Raw genomic sequence first — 19,348 nt, 5'->3', positions numbered from 1 at the left:
GCTGCTCCACATTTGGCGTCCGATGTCCAATGCGCCGTTGCATGAGCTGAGAAGCTGTGTATCGATCGCGAATTCGGGGTAAGTAGGGGGTCTGTCTGGGAAGACGACAAATGCCTTCACATACCGGATTTGGAGATCACCTTTGCTTGGCGGTGAAGGAGATGTTCGGCGCTTCTTTTTATTGGCGCTGGCCAGTTATAGTTCTTGGCAACGTATCGATACTAATTCTTATCCAAGCTACGAGAGGCTCGCGTGCAATCTGAGTTGCTGATGTCGACGGACTTATGCGAAAAGTTCGACGGCACGCTGATCATCGAGCAGTAATCGCTGGAGATTTCGATCGCACAAGACATCATGACCCGCCCCTTCCGCTGTCATGTCCAAAGGCGCCTCAACAGATGACCGAAGCAATCGGATGGATTGCTTCGGTCATTCTGCTGGTGACGATGATGCGGCAGGTATGGACTCAGTGGCGGGATCGCGCCACTGGCGGCGTGTCCCATTGGTTATTTGTCGGCCAGATCGCCGCATCGCTCGGCTTCACCGTCTACAGCGCCTTGCTGGAAAACGCGGTTTTTGTGGTGACCAACGCATTGATGCTCGTCAATGCCTTGGTCGGCTTGTACCTCGATCGCCGCAATAGGCGGCTGAATGACGAATCTTGAAACGAAATTCAAGTCTCGCCATCTCAATCACCATTACGATGTAAGACAACGAAGGCGCCAACGGCAGCTTCCTCCGAATTCATTAGTCGCGCGGCTCAGTCTTTATGTTTCCGCGACTGAGGGACGAGTGCACGTTCTCCCGTTTTGCCTTGCGCACCTTGAACACCTGCCACAGAACCCAGAAGAGCCCGATGCCCAGGGTCAAAAGGGCCAGCCAAAGCAAAGGATGAGTTGGCTCCTTAATCTGAGTGGGGGCGAGCGCAGTCTGAGCCTGCGACAGCAGTGGCAGCAGCAACGCAAGCGGTGATCCGAGCTTAATCACGAAATTGTTCATAAGGTACCTCATGGCAATTGAACAGGCGGAACACACAGGTAGGACCGTCAGAATCTCACCTTTAATTCAACAGAAACTTGAGATTTCAAGGTCTACCGAGTTCCTAATCCGGGCTATATCAAGTCCGAATGCGGTCGACGATCGCTAGAAATAAAGGTGCAAGCAGAAGGAACAAGGCGAGATAAGGCTGCATGGTTCGGCTCCGATTAAAATGGGTCTGGGAATTCAAAAACCTCAAACATCCCGTGATGACAAAGCATCTGCCATTCCCGACGATGCGGACAATCTTCGTTCAGCCGTCTTCAGCGCGCCGCAGTCTCTGCGTCGAGCTCGGATTTGAAGGCTTTTATTACGCTCGCTGAAGAATCGCCGCCGACGTAGCGGTTGAATTCCTCTTCATATCGTCGGGTCAGGCGCGCAATCGTTTCCGGCGAGGCTTTCTCTTGAAGCTTCAGAAACCAAGTGCCTTCTTCCTCATACATGTGATGGGCAACGGCACCCCGTATGTGAGCAAGTTTGTCGTTGTAATCATCACTGAGCGGGTCGAGCTCTTCCAGTGCCGCAGTCTCGCCCTTCGCGGCACTTTGCTCCTGATAGGCGAGTTCCGTCCGCGTTTTTTCCCCGTGCGATGCGAGCGCCGGATAGAGCGTGACTTCCTCGGCGATCGCATGTCCGGTCAAGATTACCGCGAGCCACTTCTGCGTCGCTCGACGCTGTTCAAGGCTTTTCGCCTTTTCGACTGCGTCGAATGCGGCCTCGATCTGCTCGTGGTGTTTCAGCACCATCGCCAGCCAAGTATCCGGCTCGGCTTGCTGTTGCGCTTTCCGGCGAGCCTTGGCACGAGCGTGATCACTTTCCGGTGGCGTAACGGCGGCAACGACTTTGTCGATGATGGACATTGGATTTCCTCCTCTAGGTTGCGAAAACGTCTATGCAGACGCTTCGAACTTGCAGCAACCGTCGTTCCCGTAATCGCCCATCCGAACTTTGCGACGCATTACCGAATATGAAGTTCCGGGGGCCCTGACTTCACATCCGAGTGATCGGTTCGTCCTTTCCTTGAAAGGAAACCGCTTCCCGTTGTAATGCCTCGTCGGGCTGCTCAACACGCTGCGCAACGGTCGATGCGGCATGGCTAACCACTGCATGAACCCAGCGAAATTCGCTTCGGCCAGATCCACGTGCGGACCAGCCTCGTTTTCCGCAAACGCAGCAACCTATCCAGGAGCTATTCGTTCATTCAGTGGTTCAGCGGTTGTGGGCCACCGAGCTTTCGAAGTAGGAAGACACGGGCGGCCCGCTGATCTTTACCTCAGCAGGGTAAGCCTTCAAGCAACTCTCTGAGCCGATCCGGGTTGGCCGGCTTGACAACATGCAGGTCAAAGCCGGCGTTCGTCGCTTGCTGCTTGTCTTCCGCTTGCCCCCAGCCAGTAACCGCCACCAGCTTGATCTGATCGCCATTTCGGTCGCGTACTGCCCGAGCGACGTCATAGCCGGACAAGTCGGGCAAGCCAATATCGAGAAACGCGATGTCCGGCTGACAGTGCTGGATGGCAAGAATAGCGTCTTGGCCGGTATAGACGGTTTGTACCTGATGGCCATCAATCTGCAACAGCAGCGCTAGTGATTCTGCGGCATCGCGATTGTCGTCGACGATCAATACACGCCGAGACTTCTTTGAAGCGGCCGGTTGCCGCGCTGGGGCCTCGGGCAGCGGTACGGATCGCGATGTCACTATTGGCAGGCGGATACGGAACCGACTACCAAGACCAAGCCCGGGGCTTTCTGCGACGATTGTGCCGCCGTGAAGTTCGACAATTCGTCTAACCAAGGTTAGACCGATGCCCAAGCCACCTTCTGAGCGACTGTTCGAGGACTGCACCTGCGAAAACATCTCGAACACGCGTTCGATCTGCTCTGTCGTTAGCCCGATGCCGGAGTCGCTGACTTCAAGTTGCAACTCACCGCCGCTGACGGTGGCAGACAGGAAAATCTCGCCGCCTACATCGGTGTATTTCGCCGCATTGGTCAGCAGATTGCTCAGCACTTGGGCCAGCCGCACCGAGTCGCCCTCAAGCCGATAGACGCCCTCTGGCCGTCTGACTTCAAGCCGGTGTCTGCGTGCTTCGATCAGGGGGTGCACGGCCTCCAATGCAGTGTCGATGACGCCGTCCAGCGCCACCGGATCACGCTTGATTTCCATCTTGCCGCTCGTGATCCGCGAAAGGTCCAGCAGATCGTCAAGCAACCGCGCCATATGCTGAACTTGGCGCTGAATGATTGACGATGTCCAAGCGATTTCTCGGCTGCCGATTTCGGGGGACGATAAAACATCAGCGGCGCTCCGAATGGGCGCCAGCGGGTTCCGAAGTTCATGTGCCAATGTCGCCAGAAATTCATCTTTGCGACGATCGGCGTCCTGCAGGGCGAGCACTAATTCCTTCTTGGACGTAACGTCGCGAAAATAGATATTCAGGCCAGACTCGTCAGCTGGATATATTGATATTTCGTACCAGCGCCGCCATGGCTGGTAATAGTTTTCCAGAACAGCCGGCGTCTGCTCGCGCATGGACTGTCGGAGAAGCTCCGCGTACGGTGTCCCATCCATCGCATAAACTTGCCAGATATCGGCTCCAAGCAACTGCGCACGCGGTGAGTCGAGCAGTTTCTCGGCTGCGCGATTGACGTAGGTGATCCGCCAATTCGGAGCGATCGTAATGAAACCTTCCTCGATCGACTCGAGAATATTGTCGCGGTCGGCTTTGAGTTTGGCTTCCATCCGCATCGCGTCACGGCGGGTGCGGGCAAGGGTCAGTACGCTGCTGACACGAGCTATGAGTTCCAAGGCGGTGAACGGCTTGATCAGATAGTCGTCGGCACCTTTGTCCAGACCTTCGACTCTCGCCTCCTCTCCAGCACGCGCCGACAGCAAAAGCAGCGGAATTGAGGCCGTCGCGGGCTCGGCACGCAGCGCTTGCAGTAGTCCGAAGCCATCGAGCCTCGGCATCATCACATCGCTGAGCACGAGATCGGGTGGATTCGCCTGAATTGCCTCCAGCGCCTCTAGGCCGTCGGCAACCGCCAGCACGTTAAAGCGTTCCGACAGCAACCGCTGGATGTAATCCCGCATATCGGCGTTATCATCAGCGAGTACGATCTGCGGCCGGCTATCGGCGCGGTCCGAACTCACCTGAGAGTTCGGACTACCGTACAAAAGCGCAGGCAACGATTTCTCCGCCGGGGAGCTCCAGCGCTCCGCTTCGGAAACATAGGTCAAAGCGGGTTGCGAGATCGGGCCCACTTGCTCTCGCGTCGTTTGGGGACTGAGCAGGGACGGTCGCTGCGTGATTGGGATCGAAACAGTAAATTCCGTTCCCACGCCAGCTTCGCTGCTTACCGAAACCACGCCGCCATGCAGCTTCACCAGTTCACGAACCAAGGCTAGGCCAATGCCGGTACCTTCATGGGTGCGGCCGCGTGCGCCCTTCACTCGCTTGAATCGATCGAAGACCTGCGGCAAATCGGACGCTGGAATACCAACACCGGTATCGCGCACCTTGAGTACGACGTCCGAAGCCTCGGCTACGAGACTAATTGTGATGCTGCCCTCGAAAGTGAACTTGTAAGCATTGGACAACAGATTCAGTACGATCTTTTCCCACATCTCGCGATCGACCCAGACCGGCTGAGGCAAGACCGGACACTGGACAATCAGGCGCAGGCCGCTTCGGTCAGCAGCAGAACGGAACAGGCTGGCCAGCTCGCCGGTGAACGTCGCCAAATCGACCGGCTCAAAATTCGAATCCAGCCGTCCGGCCTCGATAAGTGAAAAATCGAGCAGCGTATTAACCAGCTTCCGCAGCCGCAAAGCATTTCGGTGCGCAAGTTCTAACTGCTCCCCAGCCAGCGTCCGCTCCGGGCTGCGCAGGGCCTCCTCAAACGGCCCGAGCATCAGTGTCAATGGCGTCCGGAACTCGTGACTGACATTGGAAAAGAACTGCGTTTTGGCGCTGTCCAGCTCTGCGAGCTGGTCGGCACGCTGCCGTTCAAAGTCGTAGACGCGTGCTGAAGTCAGAGCCGCCGCGACCTGCCCCACCAGCAGTTTTAGAAAGTCGCTATAGGTGCGATCGAACGGTCGGTCCGGATTCAAACCAACGACAAAAGCACCGATAAGATGTTCTGATCCGACACCTTGCCCGCCACCTTGCCGGACGATCGGCAGCATTAGCGCTTGCGTCGGTAGCCGCTTTCCAAGACTGGTAGGCAGCGCACCAAAGTTTGCGGGTACTGACATCAGCATTGGCGCATCGCCGCCGGCTAACAGCGCCTCGACCGCCCAGTTGCGCCCGGCTTGGCTGGCCGTTCGCGCCAACTGCTCATTGGTAACGCCTGTTTGTGCTCGAACCGAGAACCCCTTCTTGTCCTCATCCAGTAGCAAGGTGATCGAAAACGGGATCAGCTGACGATCACCGGAAAGCTGCTGCTCCAAAACCGTGAATAAGTCGGCCTCTGCGGTCACGGCGCTGAAGGACGCGGCGAGGTCACGCAGCAGGGACATGCGCCGTTCCCCCACAACCCGCTCCGTTTCCTCGGCGACCACGCACAGCATTCCGCGGCTGTTGCCATCATCGCCAGACAACGGACTGTAGGAGAACGTGTGGTAGGTCTCTTCGCGAGCGCCGCTGCGCTCTAGATACAGCAGCAGACCCTCATCCCAAGTAGAAATGCCATGTTCGAGGACGGCGTCGATGCGGGGACCGATCTCCGGCCAGATTTCGCGCCAGACCTGCCGGGCGCTGGCACCCAGAGCCCAGTCCTGCTTAATACCCAAGGTCGGTAGATAGGCGTCGTTGCAGAAGAATGTCAGGTCTTCGCCCCAAGCCAGCCACATCGCGAAGCGCGAACGTAGGGCGACACGAACGATTGTCTGCAGGCTTAGCGGCCACGTTTCCGGCGGCCCTACCCCGGTCGCCGACCAGTTGTGCCGCGCCATTCGGCGGGCCATTTCGCCGCTTGCACCAAGAAAGGTCTGGTCGCCTAAATTATTTGGTTCGGCCATCTTCTAAGGTTCCTACCACTTGCAAAGTAGGCCGGTGCGTAAGGCCGTTGCCAACGACTGAGTCATTCTAACTGGGCACTTTCACCATGCGTGCGGAATCCCTTCGACAGTGCCCTGAGCCGAACTTGTTCTGCTTGACTAGCTTAAGTTTTCCGGGCACTTGGCAAAGTCGGTTCGTCCTCATGAAGGTAATGATCAACGTTCTAAGAAAGTTAGTGCGCGACCGCAGTCCAGCTTACGAAGGTGTCCTCACCACGTCCAGCCAGAAAGACATCGATCCACTGATGCTGAATCCAAGGTGGTGAGGCGCGCCTCACCACCTTTGTCCTTGAACCTGTCGACCTACAACGAGGCTCAGCGGCTGAGGTCACCCTTGATCGCTTTGAGCACCGAAGCCACTTCACGCGGCATCGACTGCGCCAGCTGATCCAGTACGTCGAGCTTCCGCTTCAGCTCGTCGATCGGTGCAAAGCGAGCCGCTATCGACGCGAGTTCGCCGCGCAAGCTCCCGGCTTCGTTGTCTGGCGCCTTTGTCTTTGGACCGCGCTTGCCGGCCTTCTTGGCCGGGGCGGCGGCGGCCTTGTTCTTCGATCCCTTCTTGCGACCGCGACGCGGCGCGCCTTCAATGGGAACGGCCGCAGCTTCAGCCAGGCGATACATGACATTGCGGCCGGCGCGCTCGGCTTCTACTAGGCCCTGATCCTTCAGCTTCTTGAGGTTGAGGAAGGCGCTTGCGCTGGAAAAGCCACCTTCAGCGATGAGTTCTGCGGTGGACCTCGTGCCGCCATTCAGCAGGCTCAGGATCTTGGCGCTGACGCCGGTGACGCGGGTGCTGGTGGATTCAGAGCTGTCGTTTTCGGACATGGATTTCTTCTTGGTGCGGAGGGAGCGTAGATTCTATACAAGTGTTCACGTCCACTTTCGATCATCATGGACGCGATGTGGATGTGATGATTCACTTGGGGTGGCTTAATGTCGGCTGCCCCCGAATCAAACACCCTGGCGACGTTCGGCCTTAGGAATTGCCAAAACCGAACGCCGGTCCCCGTCTGAATGATTGATCGCGATCATTCGGACGGCAGCGAGTTCGTCTCACTCGGAAGGCGTCGGACGCTTCGGCTCGCGAGCCCCTGCAGCAGCGTTCGAACCCAGGTTCAACACCTTCTCCCACCCCGAAACGGCAAGCGTGATGCAGCGGATCAGCGTCTCTTCCACCTGCAACACATATCTCTGTTCGTGGCCCACGACCCGAACTCGCTCAATCCGATCCAATAACGACTTATCGAGTTCCAGCACGAACTTTGCCGCTTGCTTCTCCGTCCTCTTCTTCAGCATATCGCTTACCTCCTGGGCAGTGATGGGGCAAGCGAAACTGCTTGCCTCCCACCAGCGGTATCCTTTTTTTACGAAGCCGAACGGATGAGGTCCTCCAGCGTCATCCGGGAATACACCTGAATCCTCGGCATGGTCGGCAACGGCGACGGCAGCGGCATCCGGTAGCTGTCGCGGCGATGGTTTTCGAGCCACGCGCGGTAGCCGGCGCGCTCAAGTTCGCGAAGGTCGCCGCGGACACCGCCGTACATCGGCGACAAGATGAGGTTGCTGAACACCGTCTGGTAGGCGCGATCGCCCAAGTGGGCGGCCTGACGCACCTGCGATGCCCACCCTACAAAGGTTTCGCGCGTCATCGACCACGTCCAGCGCAGCTTGGCGCCCCGCTTTCTGGCCTTGGCATCAGGGTCTTGCGCGCCACCCAACAGGCGCTGGTGGAGCTGGTAGTGGGAGTCCCAAAGCGGCGCAATAAGCCGGGCGTCTTTCATCCGCTCACGCTGATGAATCGGATCCGGAAACCCCAGCTCCCCTGGGATCGTGCGGCCCTTAGTGGCAAGGAGCGTCCAGCACAGCCGATGAGGGTCCTGCGGATCCGTCGACCACAGCAGATCGACATTGGCGATCCGCTTGGCGTGGTTCGTCGACCGCTGGCTAGGGGTGGCAAGGATCGGATACAGGGCGGCGAACTTGTCGATCAACCCGGATGCCTTTGCGACCGGCACCGACCCGGTGTTGAAGTAGTGGTAGCCGACCGAAACCAGGTGCTGCGTCTGGTTCATAAGGGCGGCCCGGTTGAGCGGGACGAGGAACTTCGAGGCGAGACAGGTCATGACAGGACTCCTGATGAGGTAAGTCCCTGATGCCGCAGCTTCAAAGTGCGCCTATCGAGTTGAACAATAGAAGCACCGCTGTTCGCAGGGACACCTCGGGGTATCAAGGCAGCCGCGAAACACGAAACCTCCGGACATTGATACCGCGTAGGTGCTACGAGTGGTTTTGGCGTACCACCCATGTGCCCGCCCGCGACCAGACACGGACTCGCGGACATATCGGGGTGCGCCAACACCACACGCCATAGCAGCCATACCGGTCGTCAAGCCGGTAGCCGTTAACGCCCCGCGCCAGGAAACTCGCTCACGGGGTGTATTCGGGGGGTGTGGTCGACTAATCGCGCGTAAAGCGCAGTAACCCGACCCATCTATCCGAACCTACTGCGCGATGAAAATCGCGCAAGCAGTGCGGGTGGGACAGTGGGCCGATGACAAAATCCGAAAGGACAGAAATCATCAGTCAGGCAATCTCTCCAAGCGGGCTACGCGATGTTGCGTATTTCCCGCCCCGGTTGCGCTACCTCCGACAAGGAGATGCGCGGTTGGTGCTGTTACCGCAATACGTTGAACGCAGCAATGCGTCACCGGCTGGATGCGAATAGCGTTATGAGCCGGCTCACGTTGGACTGAAGCCTGGTCGCACAGGAAGAGGACCGACGGGTGAGCGAGGAGCGAAGCGGAAAAGGCCAAGGGTTATTCCAAGGTCAAACAGAGGGCCAAGTGCAGCTAGGGGCTTCAGTCCCTGCGAATCGATGGAAGTGATGTTGTCGTTTCAAGTAGTGGAGTTAGCTCGGTGCTTCGCACCCACGAAAGTTCGGTTAAAGCCCGGATGAGTGCCGCAAGGCACGAGACAACAGCGAGTCGACTGCGTACTGGTCGTGAAAAAATGCGTCACGTGAAAAGCATGGCGTATGGAGGATTGCTTCACCATCAAAGCTCCATCGCAGGTTCGGGAATTTGACCCTCCCGGGGACTGCACCAGCGGTGGAGACATGGCCTGAGAAATACCGAAGTCGTGTGCAAGCTCGAAAGGCGTGCACGCTCTCCAGAAGGAGATCGGGTGGTTCAGGAGGCGGCGAAAAAGCTGCGCGGGGTTTACCCGCATGAGCATGCAACGTGCTCAGCCGATTGGTTTCGGCATATGGCGTAGAGGTCAGATGGGCCGCGGGAGGTGTTGACGCACTTCCCTTGGCATAGACGGACGGCTTGGCGGCTGAAAGTCGCAGATGTACTCCGCAGCGTCGTGGCAGAAAGGCTTGGCGGCCTGACTGTCGCGGCCCGGCTCACCTGCCCCGGGTGAGTTGGACGTAAAGGACGGGAACGCGGTGGGCGTTGATTCATTCGCACTGGCCCGGTGCAAGCCCCCCCTCTTCGGAGGTGGGGGCTTTCTGAATCTGTATCCCGAGCTGGCATCAGGCGCGGTGTCGCTGCTGCTGCGTGCTCGGCGTCAAACCATTTCGCTCTAGGTGATGCAATGAAACGATCCTTACGCACACACCGAAGTCGACATTTACAGCAACTTGGCAAGCGTTCTTGCTTCAAACCGACAAGATCGACCGCTCTCGCCTGCCAACCCTAGACGCAATTTTCACAAGCGCACCTATGACCGGCAGCCTCAGCGAGGACGACATCAGTGTGAAGTTCATCACACCAGCCCTGCATAAAGCCGGCTGGGATGAAACCGTGCAGATTCGTCGACAGGTGTCCTTTAACAAGGGTCGCATCATGGTGCGCGGACGGCTGGTGGCACGAGACAAGCCTAAGCGCGCTGACTTTGTCCTGTACTACCGACACATTCCGATGGCGCTGATCGGAGCCAAGAGGGGCACATTCAGCAAAGTGCATAGCATGCAGCAGGCGCCCGACTATGCCTCGTCCCTCGATATTCCTTTCGTGTTTGCCAGCAATGGCAAGGGCTTCGTCTTTCAGGACAAGACCGCACAGATCGAAGTGCTGGAAACCTCGCTGGCGCTCGACGTCTTGCAGCACATACCCCCAATGTCACGGGCTGTTGCCGATTGAGGGAAAGTGAAATTGCTCAGGACTACCCATCGAGGATGCGCACGTCATATTGATGCCAGCTTTCAGCCCGAAGCCGTCACAGAAGGGGCGGATCGAATATCCCGAAAGCGGACGTCCGACGTGCTGCGCAACCCATCGGATTTTTCTCGGCCGAGTCCTCCAATCGTCATACATGATCGCGGCGAGACGATCTGGTCGGCTCGCCGCGGTCCCGACCGTTCGCTTTTGCGTTGAAGGAATCGTCTTTCGGTGTGCAGGAGAAGTTATCTCGATCAGGCAGAAACAGCAGCCAGGCGGGGCCTGAAAGCACGTCCGAGGAGTCTCATGGGATCTGGCGATTCCTCAGAACGTCCAGTCTTCCGTAAAAGGCCTCAACTCGATTTCATTGCTCCATGCCGAGCGCGGCTGGTGGTGGACCCATACATAGCTCTTGGCCACATCGTCCGGGTCCGCTGTCTTTTCGCGGTTGTACTGCGCTCCCATCATCTTTTTGATCACCGGCACGTCGAGCGCGCAATCGAGGCGAACGTGGGCAACATGAACCCCTTTGGACGCGTAGGCCTTCGCGAGCGACTGCGCCATGCCGCGTAAACCGAACTTGCCGGCCGCGTAGAGCAGATTGCGCCCCGCCCCCCGCAGTGCCGCCGTCGCGCTGCTGAAGATAATGGTTCCCCGGCCACGCACAAGCATCCCGGGAAGCACAGCTTGGGCGGCGGCGAGGGCGCCGACGACTTCGAGCGCCAAGACGTCGGTGAGCTCCGCCGCCGTCACCTCCAGCGGTAGTTTGAAAGTCGACGCGCCACGCGGGTTGTAGACAAGGATCTCCGCCTCTCCCCCGCGCGGCCCGAGTGCTGCCGCGATCGCGCCAGCATCTCTCGCATCAGCTTGAACGGCTTCGACGTTGGCCCCTGCGTCCTGGGCCGCCTCGCGCGCTTTGGTGACGCCCTCCACGGACCGACCTATGAGGATCAGGTCGTTCCCGTCGTGGGCGAACGCGCGCGCCAACGACACGCCCAACCCTTCCCCGGCACCGACGATGACGCACAAAGGACGATCTGTTGCCATGACTTCAGTCTCCGTTGATCCAATCGATTCAGCGATCGCATGGTGGTACAGCGGTTTCAATCGTGCTCTGGCACACGGTGGCCTCCTCTACAGCGCATCCAAGCGCCGCTTAAGGCACCGAGCATTCTCCCGGTGCCTCTTTTTCGCGCCAGTCCATATCAGGCATGTCCGAATGCGGAAGGCGGGAAATCCTCCAGCCGCATGTCGCCGGGTCCCCAGGCGTCGATGAACCGCTCGCGTGCTCTGGGCACAGACGGCGTCTTCTCGCGCTCCAGGGTGGGAATCAGTTCGTGAGCCGGTAGACCGATCGCATCGCCGATCAGCTGAAAAATGGGCACTCGATGAGCTGCATCGAGCGCAAAGGCGTTGTGGAGTCGGCTCGGACCGCCGAGGTGCTTCGGCAACTCACCCAGCATCGCGCGCCTCGCGTCGCCGTAGGCTGCTTCCACGATGTCGCGCCGGAGTATCTCTCGGCTCGGCAGAAGTGCCATTTCCCGATCCAGGGAGTCCAGCAAGGCTTCCCGCTCTCCGGGATGCCGCAACCCTATGGCCACGAGTGCGATCAAGCTATCGAGGGCATACATCGGATGTCTCGACCGCCTGAACGCCGCCAGGTAGGCGTCGATAACCAGCGGACCGAAGCGCGATGCACTGCGAGCGGCGATTGCGGCGCTCCACATGTCGCGCTCGCGGATGAGGGGAAAACTTGGGGTCCAGCGGATCCAGTTGAATCTTGCGGCGAGGCCGGCCAGCCACGCCGAGCCGGAGTCCGTCGAGAGCAAGGTTGTACGTCCCAGGGCCAGGACGAAGCGGTGGTAGACGGTGACGAGCTCGTCTACTTGTGGAAGCTTCTGCCGCACCGCGGTATGGACGGCCGCTCGCATTTGATCGAGCGCGGTAGACATCCGGGCGACCAACTTGTAACTCGAGTGTTCGATCAGCGGCGCCCATTCAAGCAGCTGACGGAAAGCACCGCGATCGTCGCGGAACAAAGTCCGAATCAATTCGCCGGTGCGGGGCTGAGAAGGCTCCACCTCGAGTTCGTCAGCCGTCCGCCCGAGGATCTGTTCGAACGGCAGGGTCTCCGTTGCGTCGTGTTCGAGCGGAGGATGCCGCGTCAGTTCAAACGAGCCAACTGTGACGCGGATCCAGGCGTCGCTGGGCAGTTTGCCGACCAGTACGCTGCGCTCGCCCAGGACCCGTCGGCGCAGCTCGTGGCTGTCGCGCAGCGCGCCAGCCAACTGCAGTTCGGCTTCCACCTGCGCGATGACCATCAGCAGATCCACCTTAGTTGCGTCGGGCAGGCCGCTCATGGAAATACCGTACGGCGTCATTGGGCGGACGCCTTGATACATTGCAATACCGGCCAGGGCGATTCGTGATCAGCCGCACCCATCCCGTTCGGAGGAGGCTGAGAATCTCGACTGATGCGCAGCCTCGGTAGCGGATTCGGGCCCTCGTCGCGGGCACGCAGCATAGGCTTGACATTTTCTTCGCCGGATCGCGAAGGCAGGAAGGGCAATCCACGATGAAAGCGATACTGGAAGCTTCCTTCGGCTGTCATTTCACGACCCATCTCTATCACCTTGGCTCTAGAAGCGTTTGGCCCAACCGATCCAGACCACATCTACATCGGCGACGACAGATTCAGTCGCCCCGGGCACAACGGCCGAAGGTCCGGCATACGTGCCGAAGAAATGGTGCGTGTACGCGAACTGGAACTCGTGGGTCGGCGTGTACCACCAATTGAAGCCGACGCTGGCCGTCGTCTTCGGGGTGGCCGAAAGCGTATTGATGCTCACCGAGCTGATGGACTGGTCGCCGGGAACTCTTCCATAGGCAAGCCCACCGCGAATGTTCACGCTCGGCGATACGGCGAACTCGGTCCCGAATCGGTAATTGGTCTGATTGCGCCAATTGAAACCGCTGCCATCTTTGCTTCCAAGCGGCGCACCTTGAGGATTCTGGAGCGAGTTCAGCAGGCTGTTGCCCAACGCTGGGACTCCATGAAAGTCGATGCGCTGGACATCCAGCGCCAGCAGCCAACGCTCGGTTGCGCGGAACGCCGCGCCGACGCTGTAATTCGCCGGCACATCGAAATGCCCGTCACCTGCGAACAGGCCGCGATAACGATCAAAGCGCTGCATGTAAATTTTGGTCGAATAGGCTGCGCCGAGCGTCAGGCTCGGCAGCACCTCGCCATACCAGCCGACGCGGACACCGAGGCCGAACGCATTGTCGTAGCCGCGGTTGCTGACATTGCCGGGATTCTGCGACAGCGGCTCAAAGGCCTGTAGGCCGTAGGCGCGGAAACGCTGATAAGCGATCAGCGGAGAGATTCCCAACGTGTTGCCCGGCGCGAACTGCCACGCTGCCGTCGGCGCGACGATGACCTGGGAAAGATCAACACCCACCTGACCGCAGCCGCTCAAGAAATTGGCCGGTTGACTGCCACAAGCTGCGGGGTTCTGGTTGCTCGACGGAACCCCGGTATCGCCGGGGTAAGCCGTATTGAGGGCACCGTTCGCGTACAGCGCTACCCCGAAGGCGTAGTTGTCGCCGAGTCGATGAGCAAATCCGCCCTGCGGAACGAAGAAGATGCTGTTGTCGCTAGTCGTGCCGAAATCAAGCGAAGGGTCTGGCCCGCCCTGACGTTCGACGCGCCGATAAAGCGCCGCGACGTTGGTGCCGAGATCGAGGCGGTTGCCAACCGCGAACAGCTTGCCGGGATTGGTCGAGGCGGCAAGACCATCCAGTCCGACCGCAGTGGCGGTGCCAGCCATTTGCGACGTGTAACCGCCGTAGAACGGAAGAAAATAGCCGCCACCGGCATGCGCGCCCATGCTGCTCAGCATTAGTGCACTTATCAGCGGAGCAACTGCTCGCTGACGTTTCGCTGCAACGACCTTCTTGCATACTTTCAGCATTGCCGTCTTGACTCCCCTGAGCTGCGTCTCATCGCGCGAGTGTGGAGACCCGCCTGTTTTTTTTGAGCTGCCGAAAGCAGCATAGAGCATTTTGGATCATATGATCTTTAATGACAAACTATAGTCCAACGCGACGATGTGATGCAGGAGGTGTGACCCGATGGCTCGACCCCGACAATTCGACGAACATGTGGCACTCGAAGTGGCGATGAACCGCTTCTGGGAGCGCGGTTACGAGCGCACCACGGTCCGGGATCTTTCCGACAAGATGGGCGTCACGCTCTCCAGCTTCTTCAACGCGTTTGGCGACAAGCGATCCGTTTTCGAGCGTGCGCTCCAGCTTTACGTTCTCGAGGTGGTCGGGTCGCTCACCGCGCACTTTGACGAGGACGCCCCACCGCTCACGATCTTGGAGCGCTTCTTCGCCGACCTGATCGGCAAGTCCTTGGAAGACCCGGACAACAGGGGCTGCCTGGTGGCCAACTCCGTCGTGGAAATAGGGCCGCACGATGCAGGTTTTCGCGAGGTCGTCGTGCAGGTGATGGCAAGGTTTGAAAAGTCTTTCGAGAAGCTGATTCGCCGAGGGCAGCGCGAGGGCACCGTCAACGCATCGCTGTCCCCAAAGGAGATGGCGAGCCTTCTTCTGGCCCTTATGGTGTCGCTGCGTGTGCTGGTTCGAGCGCGACCAGAGCGAGCACTGCTAGAGGGCGCGATTCGTCCGGTGTTCGTGCTACTCGCGCCGGCTACCAGCGGCGCGATGTCGCCATCGAAACTGCGGCGGAAGACCTCATCACCAGATTGAGTCGGATCGCCGACGGTGCGATGCCTCAGTCAAGTGCATCTGGCTCTCACAAACAGCCAACCGATGGCTCTTCCAGTGAATCATCAACACTCTTTGCCGGAGTGACGGAGTCACCATGTGATATGCCGAACACCGCGAGCGACAGCATCTGTAAGCGGTCACTCGCGATCGGCTGCTTCTGGCACGTATGAGACCTACGTCACAGTCGGCAGTCAGCCCGAAGCCGTCACAGAAGGGGCGGAACGAATATCCCGAAAGCAGACGTCTGACGTGCTCCGCGACCCATCGGAATTTTCCCGGCCGAGTCCTCCAATCGTCAGACACGATCGCGGGGGGAGGATCTGGTCGGCTCGCCGCAGTCCCGACTGTTCGCGATTACGTCGAAGGAAGTGTCTTTCGGTGTAAGGAGCAGTTACCTAGAACAGGCAGAAATGGCGGCCATGCGATGTGACGACGTCTTTAGTCGCTGTGCCGCTTGAAGCACCGCCGACGCGGCGAACTCGGCCGTCATGAACTGGTTAGCCGTGACCAGCGTTTCCGCATCGGCAAGCTCCGGGCGTCCCGACTTGTACGGCGGCTCCGGCGCATACTCGATCGTCAGCTCGATCAGCTTGCCCGCCGAATCACCGCTCCATTTCCCATGGTCCACCTCTGGTTTCATCACCACACCCAAACTCGGTGTCCGTGAAACCAGCAGCAGCCCAGTTATTTACTCCACGACTTGGACTTAATCAAAACCCAGAAAATCATCAAGTGTGAAACGATTACCAACGGTCCGTAGAACGTGAAGAGATACCAAAAGGTGCCGAGGTTGAAGCTCGGCACGCTCAACTGCACGAGGCTACGGCCTCCGTTTAGCGCGTCCACGAATCCCCACGTGTTGGCCACCCACACCAGAGGAGCTGCAAAACTCCATTTGCCCCGCAGAGCAACGATGGAAACCAATGCCAGCGCCGCTGCCAAGAGATCACCGTAAGCAGCACTGGAAAGAAAACCTACGGGAAGATTCGGATCGACGATACCCGGAACTAATAGTGTCATTCCCACATAGCGTGGAACCTGAACCCAGAGCAGCAGAACTAGAGCAGAACTATAAGAAAGTTTAGCGAGGTGCGGCCAGACGTACCACACCGCGACGAGTCCGAAGACGACAACGCTCGTAAGAAGCTGCATCCCAAATATTTGTGTCGAGTCCATTCTCGTGCTCCCTTAACGTCGGATTGCCGTAATGACAGCGGCGCGCCGGCTGGTGTGGTGCCACTGTTTTTCGGCCGTTTAGCCGGTCGGACTGCCCCGGTTCTGATCCGGATCAGGGGCGGCCCAGGAAGTCCATCTTGCCGATCTCGACGCCGTTATGGCGCAGGATGTTGTAGGCCGTCGTCGCATGGAACAGAAGATTGGGGATGACGAATCCCTGCACGTAGGTCAGGCCGGTGAAGTTGAGTTCGGCGGAAGGTGTCTTGATCACGATCGCGCGTTGCTCGGCGCCTTCGGTCTGCTCGGGCTTGACCGAGCCCACGAACGCCAGGGTCTTCTCGATACGCGTGAACAGCTCGCCGAACGTCTTCTCGGTGTCCTCGAACCGGGGTGCATCGATTCCGGCAAGGCGCGCCAGGCAGCCTTTCGAGGCATCGGTGGCAATCTGGATCTGGCTGGAAAAGGGCAGCATGTCCGGATACAGGCGGAAATTGATCAACGATGCCGGATCGATCTTCTTCGCGTCGGCGTGGGCAGCCCCTTTCTAAGTAACTGCACGAAGATTGGTCAGCACGCGCGTAATGATCGGCACGACGAAGGAATGCAGGTTTGCAGTGCTCATGTTGAGTAAATCCGGTTGGAAAGAGTGGGGAAACTTCCGATGGCCATCTTGCCGTTTCCTTGATCCGGCTTGGCGGGCGGCTAGTTACTTGCATTATGCAAGTAACAATATCTCACGATAGACTTCGAAAATGCAAGCGACTCCGAAATTCAGGCGCAAGCCAGAAGGGAATCCCGATCCCGCTATCCGGCGGTCGGACTGCCCGATCTCGTCGGTACTCGACCTGATCGGCGACAAGTGGAGCCTGCTGATCATCCGCGACCTGCTCATGGGTAAAAAGCGCTTCGGAGAATTCATGCAGAGCCCGGAAGCCATCACCAGCAGCATTCTCACGACGCGGCTGAAATGGCTGCAAACCTGCGAATTCGTCGAGGCCCATCAATACGAAACCAAGCCTCCCCGCTACGAATACCGGCTCACCGCCAAAGGCCAGTCCTTACGGCCGCTGATCCAGGAAGCCGCGCGCTGGGGCCACCGCTATCTGCCGAATACCTGGGAGCTGCCCGCCAGTTTCCTGGCTTGAGCCGATCCTGGCCGAGCGCGCGGTGAATCACCCAAACCGCGGCACGGGGACAATCCGCAGGTGAGCACCTATCGTGCTGCTGCTGCGAGCGCGAGGTAAGCAGCGGCTCGCGTGATGTCGACCAAGGTGACGCCTGTAGCGGACGCTCGTGACCGTCTGCTACTGGCACTTAAGCGACGACAAGAGCGAATCAGACAGCATCCTTCGCGCTCTGACCGCTGGCCACGATGCGGGGCAGTTCTCGGCATCGTGGCACGGTCAACCGCTGGGCAACCCGAGGCGGGGTCAAGCCCGTGCCGGCCTAGCCGGTGATAGTAAGGCGTCGAGCGGCATAGCCTTTGGTGCCGATCGTCGGCTTGCGATCAGGCTTGATGCCGCCGGAGGCGTTGCACGATTTCATGCAAGCAAGATTAATCAAGAATAAGTCGTCGTTTGAATTACTGAAGCCCTGAGAAAACTGCATAAATCAGCACGGTGTGAATGAGACCGCTGATTATTCGCCATCAATCGCCCGCAGCCGTCACGCAACCTTAGTTTGCCTGCCTTCAAGCCAAAATCCACGGCGCTGCTTCTCAACTCCGAGCCGTTTGCAGGCCTTGTGAACGGCGGCATCCGAAACACCGAACTCCTTGGCAACCTCGGCAATCGGCTTTGCTGAGATCAGCAACGTCAGCAACGTGGTGCTGGCTGCCACAGCTTTCCATTGGGCCCGCATCGAAGGGTCCTCTGGCTGGTGATCGGCGTGCTCTTTGGCACCTGCAGCGTGCAGGTTCAAAACCGCGCCGCCCTCAAGCGCGGCCAGTTCCAAGGCGAGTGACGCCGTCCTCAGATGCGTGTACCGCGCCAGCATCGCGTCTGTCTTGTGCCCGGTCACGGCCCGGATGCGCGCGTTGTCCCAGCCCGTGCGCTCGATCAGACGCGATGTTGCTTCGTGGCGAAGGTCATGAAAGCGCAGATCGAGCAGCCGTTCCGGCAGATCCGACAGCGCGATGCCCGCCGAAACTAGCTGTTGCGCCTCTGCGATTGCCGTTCGCTTGAGTCGCTGCCAGGCGCTTGAAATAGCCGTGGCACCGGCCCACACACAGCCTGAGGATTTGGGGCCCTGCTCGCGAACCAGCGAGCGCATGGCGAGCCCCAGAGGCACGGTGCGGGGACTGCCATTCTTTGAATCAGGAATCAGCGCCGTTCCGCGATCAAGATTGACGTGACGCCAATCCATTCGGGCTATTTCCGACTTACGCATCGCGGTGCCGACCGCGAACCGGATGATGCTGCCGATAGGGGTATGAGTCAGCGCTTCTACCGGATCGGCAAGCCGAAGGAGCAGTTCCTCTTCGTCCGCAGCCAGCCGGTGGTCTCTCCCCTTCGCCTCCTTCAGCCGCGTCGTGGGGCCGATCGGATTGACGAGCCCGACGCAGTGCATGCGCGACCGCGCGCGATTGAACGTGTTGCTGATGAGGGACAGTTCACGGTTGATCGTGCCGTTGGCGACCTCTTCCTCGCGCTCCTCGATGAATCCGAGGACATCGATCTCGTCAATCTCGTAAAGGCGTTTGCCCGTCAGTCCTGGAAAGTTCTCGATGAGGCGCTGGGTCTGCCGCGTCTGCTCGGCGTTGCTTTTCTGGTCCCCGCACATTGCAAGGCGGCGATTCAGCGCATCAGCCAGTGAGAGATTGCGGGCGTCGATTGTCTTCGTCAGCCGCCCCTTGTCTTCGCCACTTTTGACGCCTGCCAGCCACTGTTCGGCCAGCAAGCGCGTTTCAAAGGTCGTGTTCTCGCGCTCACGTCCGTGAGTGTGGCGCACGCAAAACTGGTGCGGCCCTCTCTCGATGATCGACCCGGTGTTCGGTCTTCCTCTCTTTGCCATTCGCCATCCCCTGTCTGTGGGGGACGGTATCCGTGTCGCTCGGAACCTGAATTTGGGCACAAATTTAGGCACAAAAATCCGAAACGGCTGCAGCGCTTAATTC

Annotated in this window: 15 protein-coding genes and 2 pseudogenes; 4 read left to right on the top strand and 13 right to left on the bottom strand. The window is 59.0% G+C overall.

Going from position 1 to position 19,348, the window contains the following annotated elements; translation table 11 throughout:
- Positions 1 to 398 precede the first annotated feature (398 nt).
- Positions 399 to 665 carry a PQ-loop domain-containing transporter gene (locus tag QZY06_RS11125; protein ID WP_295684150.1) on the top strand — a complete coding sequence of 89 codons (267 nt, stop codon included), beginning with the start codon at positions 399 to 401 and terminating at the stop codon, positions 663 to 665.
- Positions 666 to 747: 82 nt separating this feature from the next.
- Here the strand turns inward: QZY06_RS11125 and QZY06_RS11120 are convergent, their stop codons facing one another.
- The 6 genes from QZY06_RS11120 to QZY06_RS11095 all read right to left on the bottom strand — a co-directional run bounded on the left by QZY06_RS11120 (position 748) and on the right by QZY06_RS11095 (position 8,220).
- Positions 748 to 999, bottom strand: coding sequence for a hypothetical protein (locus tag QZY06_RS11120; RefSeq protein WP_295684148.1), 252 nt, complete (start codon positions 997 to 999; stop codon positions 748 to 750).
- 302 nt (positions 1,000 to 1,301) lie between these two features.
- On the bottom strand, positions 1,302 to 1,898 hold the full coding sequence (locus tag QZY06_RS11115; RefSeq protein WP_295684144.1) for a hemerythrin domain-containing protein: 597 nt from the start codon (positions 1,896 to 1,898) through the stop codon (positions 1,302 to 1,304).
- Between the two features lie 413 nt (positions 1,899 to 2,311).
- Entirely contained in the window at positions 2,312 to 6,058 is a 3,747-nt protein-coding gene (locus QZY06_RS11110; RefSeq protein ID WP_295684141.1) for an ATP-binding protein, read from the bottom strand.
- Positions 6,059 to 6,412: 354 nt separating this feature from the next.
- Positions 6,413 to 6,922, bottom strand: coding sequence for a helix-turn-helix domain-containing protein (locus QZY06_RS11105; protein ID WP_295684138.1), 510 nt, complete (start codon positions 6,920 to 6,922; stop codon positions 6,413 to 6,415).
- A gap of 228 nt (positions 6,923 to 7,150) precedes the next feature.
- Positions 7,151 to 7,393 carry a hypothetical protein gene (locus tag QZY06_RS11100; protein ID WP_295684135.1) on the bottom strand — a complete coding sequence of 81 codons (243 nt, stop codon included), beginning with the start codon at positions 7,391 to 7,393 and terminating at the stop codon, positions 7,151 to 7,153.
- Between the two features lie 68 nt (positions 7,394 to 7,461).
- Positions 7,462 to 8,220, bottom strand: coding sequence for a hypothetical protein (locus QZY06_RS11095; RefSeq protein WP_295684133.1), 759 nt, complete (start codon positions 8,218 to 8,220; stop codon positions 7,462 to 7,464).
- A 1,602-nt stretch (positions 8,221 to 9,822) separates the two neighbouring features.
- On the opposite strand from QZY06_RS11095, the pseudogene QZY06_RS11090 reads away from it, so the two are divergent.
- Positions 9,823 to 10,197: pseudogene (locus QZY06_RS11090) on the top strand (type I restriction endonuclease); the annotation flags it as partial.
- Between the two features lie 387 nt (positions 10,198 to 10,584).
- Here QZY06_RS11090 and QZY06_RS11085 read toward each other — a convergent pair.
- The 3 genes from QZY06_RS11085 to QZY06_RS11075 form a co-directional block, all read right to left on the bottom strand.
- The gene (locus tag QZY06_RS11085) at positions 10,585 to 11,367 is read right to left on the bottom strand and encodes an SDR family NAD(P)-dependent oxidoreductase (RefSeq protein WP_295684126.1); all 783 of its coding nucleotides are present in this window, start codon (positions 11,365 to 11,367) and stop codon (positions 10,585 to 10,587) included.
- A gap of 98 nt (positions 11,368 to 11,465) precedes the next feature.
- Positions 11,466 to 12,620, bottom strand: coding sequence for a hypothetical protein (locus QZY06_RS11080; protein ID WP_295684125.1), 1,155 nt, complete (start codon positions 12,618 to 12,620; stop codon positions 11,466 to 11,468).
- A 279-nt stretch (positions 12,621 to 12,899) separates the two neighbouring features.
- On the bottom strand, positions 12,900 to 14,162 hold the full coding sequence (locus tag QZY06_RS11075) for an OmpP1/FadL family transporter (RefSeq protein ID WP_295684122.1): 1,263 nt from the start codon (positions 14,160 to 14,162) through the stop codon (positions 12,900 to 12,902).
- Between the two features lie 232 nt (positions 14,163 to 14,394).
- Between QZY06_RS11075 and QZY06_RS11070 the strand changes: the two genes are divergently transcribed.
- Positions 14,395 to 15,036, top strand: coding sequence for a TetR/AcrR family transcriptional regulator (locus QZY06_RS11070; protein WP_295684121.1), 642 nt, complete (start codon positions 14,395 to 14,397; stop codon positions 15,034 to 15,036).
- A 412-nt stretch (positions 15,037 to 15,448) separates the two neighbouring features.
- On the opposite strand, the gene QZY06_RS11065 is transcribed toward QZY06_RS11070, so the two are convergent.
- From QZY06_RS11065 to QZY06_RS11055, 3 genes and pseudogenes are all read right to left on the bottom strand, one after another.
- On the bottom strand, positions 15,449 to 15,697 hold the full coding sequence (locus QZY06_RS11065) for a hypothetical protein (protein ID WP_295684119.1): 249 nt from the start codon (positions 15,695 to 15,697) through the stop codon (positions 15,449 to 15,451).
- Between the two features lie 44 nt (positions 15,698 to 15,741).
- Complete coding sequence (locus QZY06_RS11060; protein ID WP_295684116.1) at positions 15,742 to 16,233, bottom strand: hypothetical protein; 492 nt, start codon at positions 16,231 to 16,233, stop codon at positions 15,742 to 15,744.
- 112 nt (positions 16,234 to 16,345) lie between these two features.
- Positions 16,346 to 16,765: pseudogene (locus QZY06_RS11055) on the bottom strand (DUF1993 family protein); the annotation flags it as partial.
- Positions 16,766 to 16,985: 220 nt separating this feature from the next.
- On the opposite strand from QZY06_RS11055, the gene QZY06_RS11050 reads away from it, so the two are divergent.
- Positions 16,986 to 17,378 (top strand): helix-turn-helix domain-containing protein, encoded by a 393-nt coding sequence (locus QZY06_RS11050; protein ID WP_295684112.1) that lies wholly within the window; start codon positions 16,986 to 16,988, stop codon positions 17,376 to 17,378.
- A 520-nt stretch (positions 17,379 to 17,898) separates the two neighbouring features.
- Here the strand turns inward: QZY06_RS11050 and QZY06_RS11045 are convergent.
- A complete protein-coding gene (locus tag QZY06_RS11045; protein ID WP_295684110.1) occupies positions 17,899 to 19,182 on the bottom strand; it encodes a site-specific integrase in 1,284 nt (427 codons plus the stop codon).
- Positions 19,183 to 19,348: the final 166 nt, after the last annotated feature.

The organism is uncultured Nevskia sp. (genome assembly GCF_903885465.1).
Classification (GTDB): domain Bacteria; phylum Pseudomonadota; class Gammaproteobacteria; order Nevskiales; family Nevskiaceae; genus Nevskia.
This window is presented reverse-complemented; position numbering and strand designations above follow the sequence as displayed.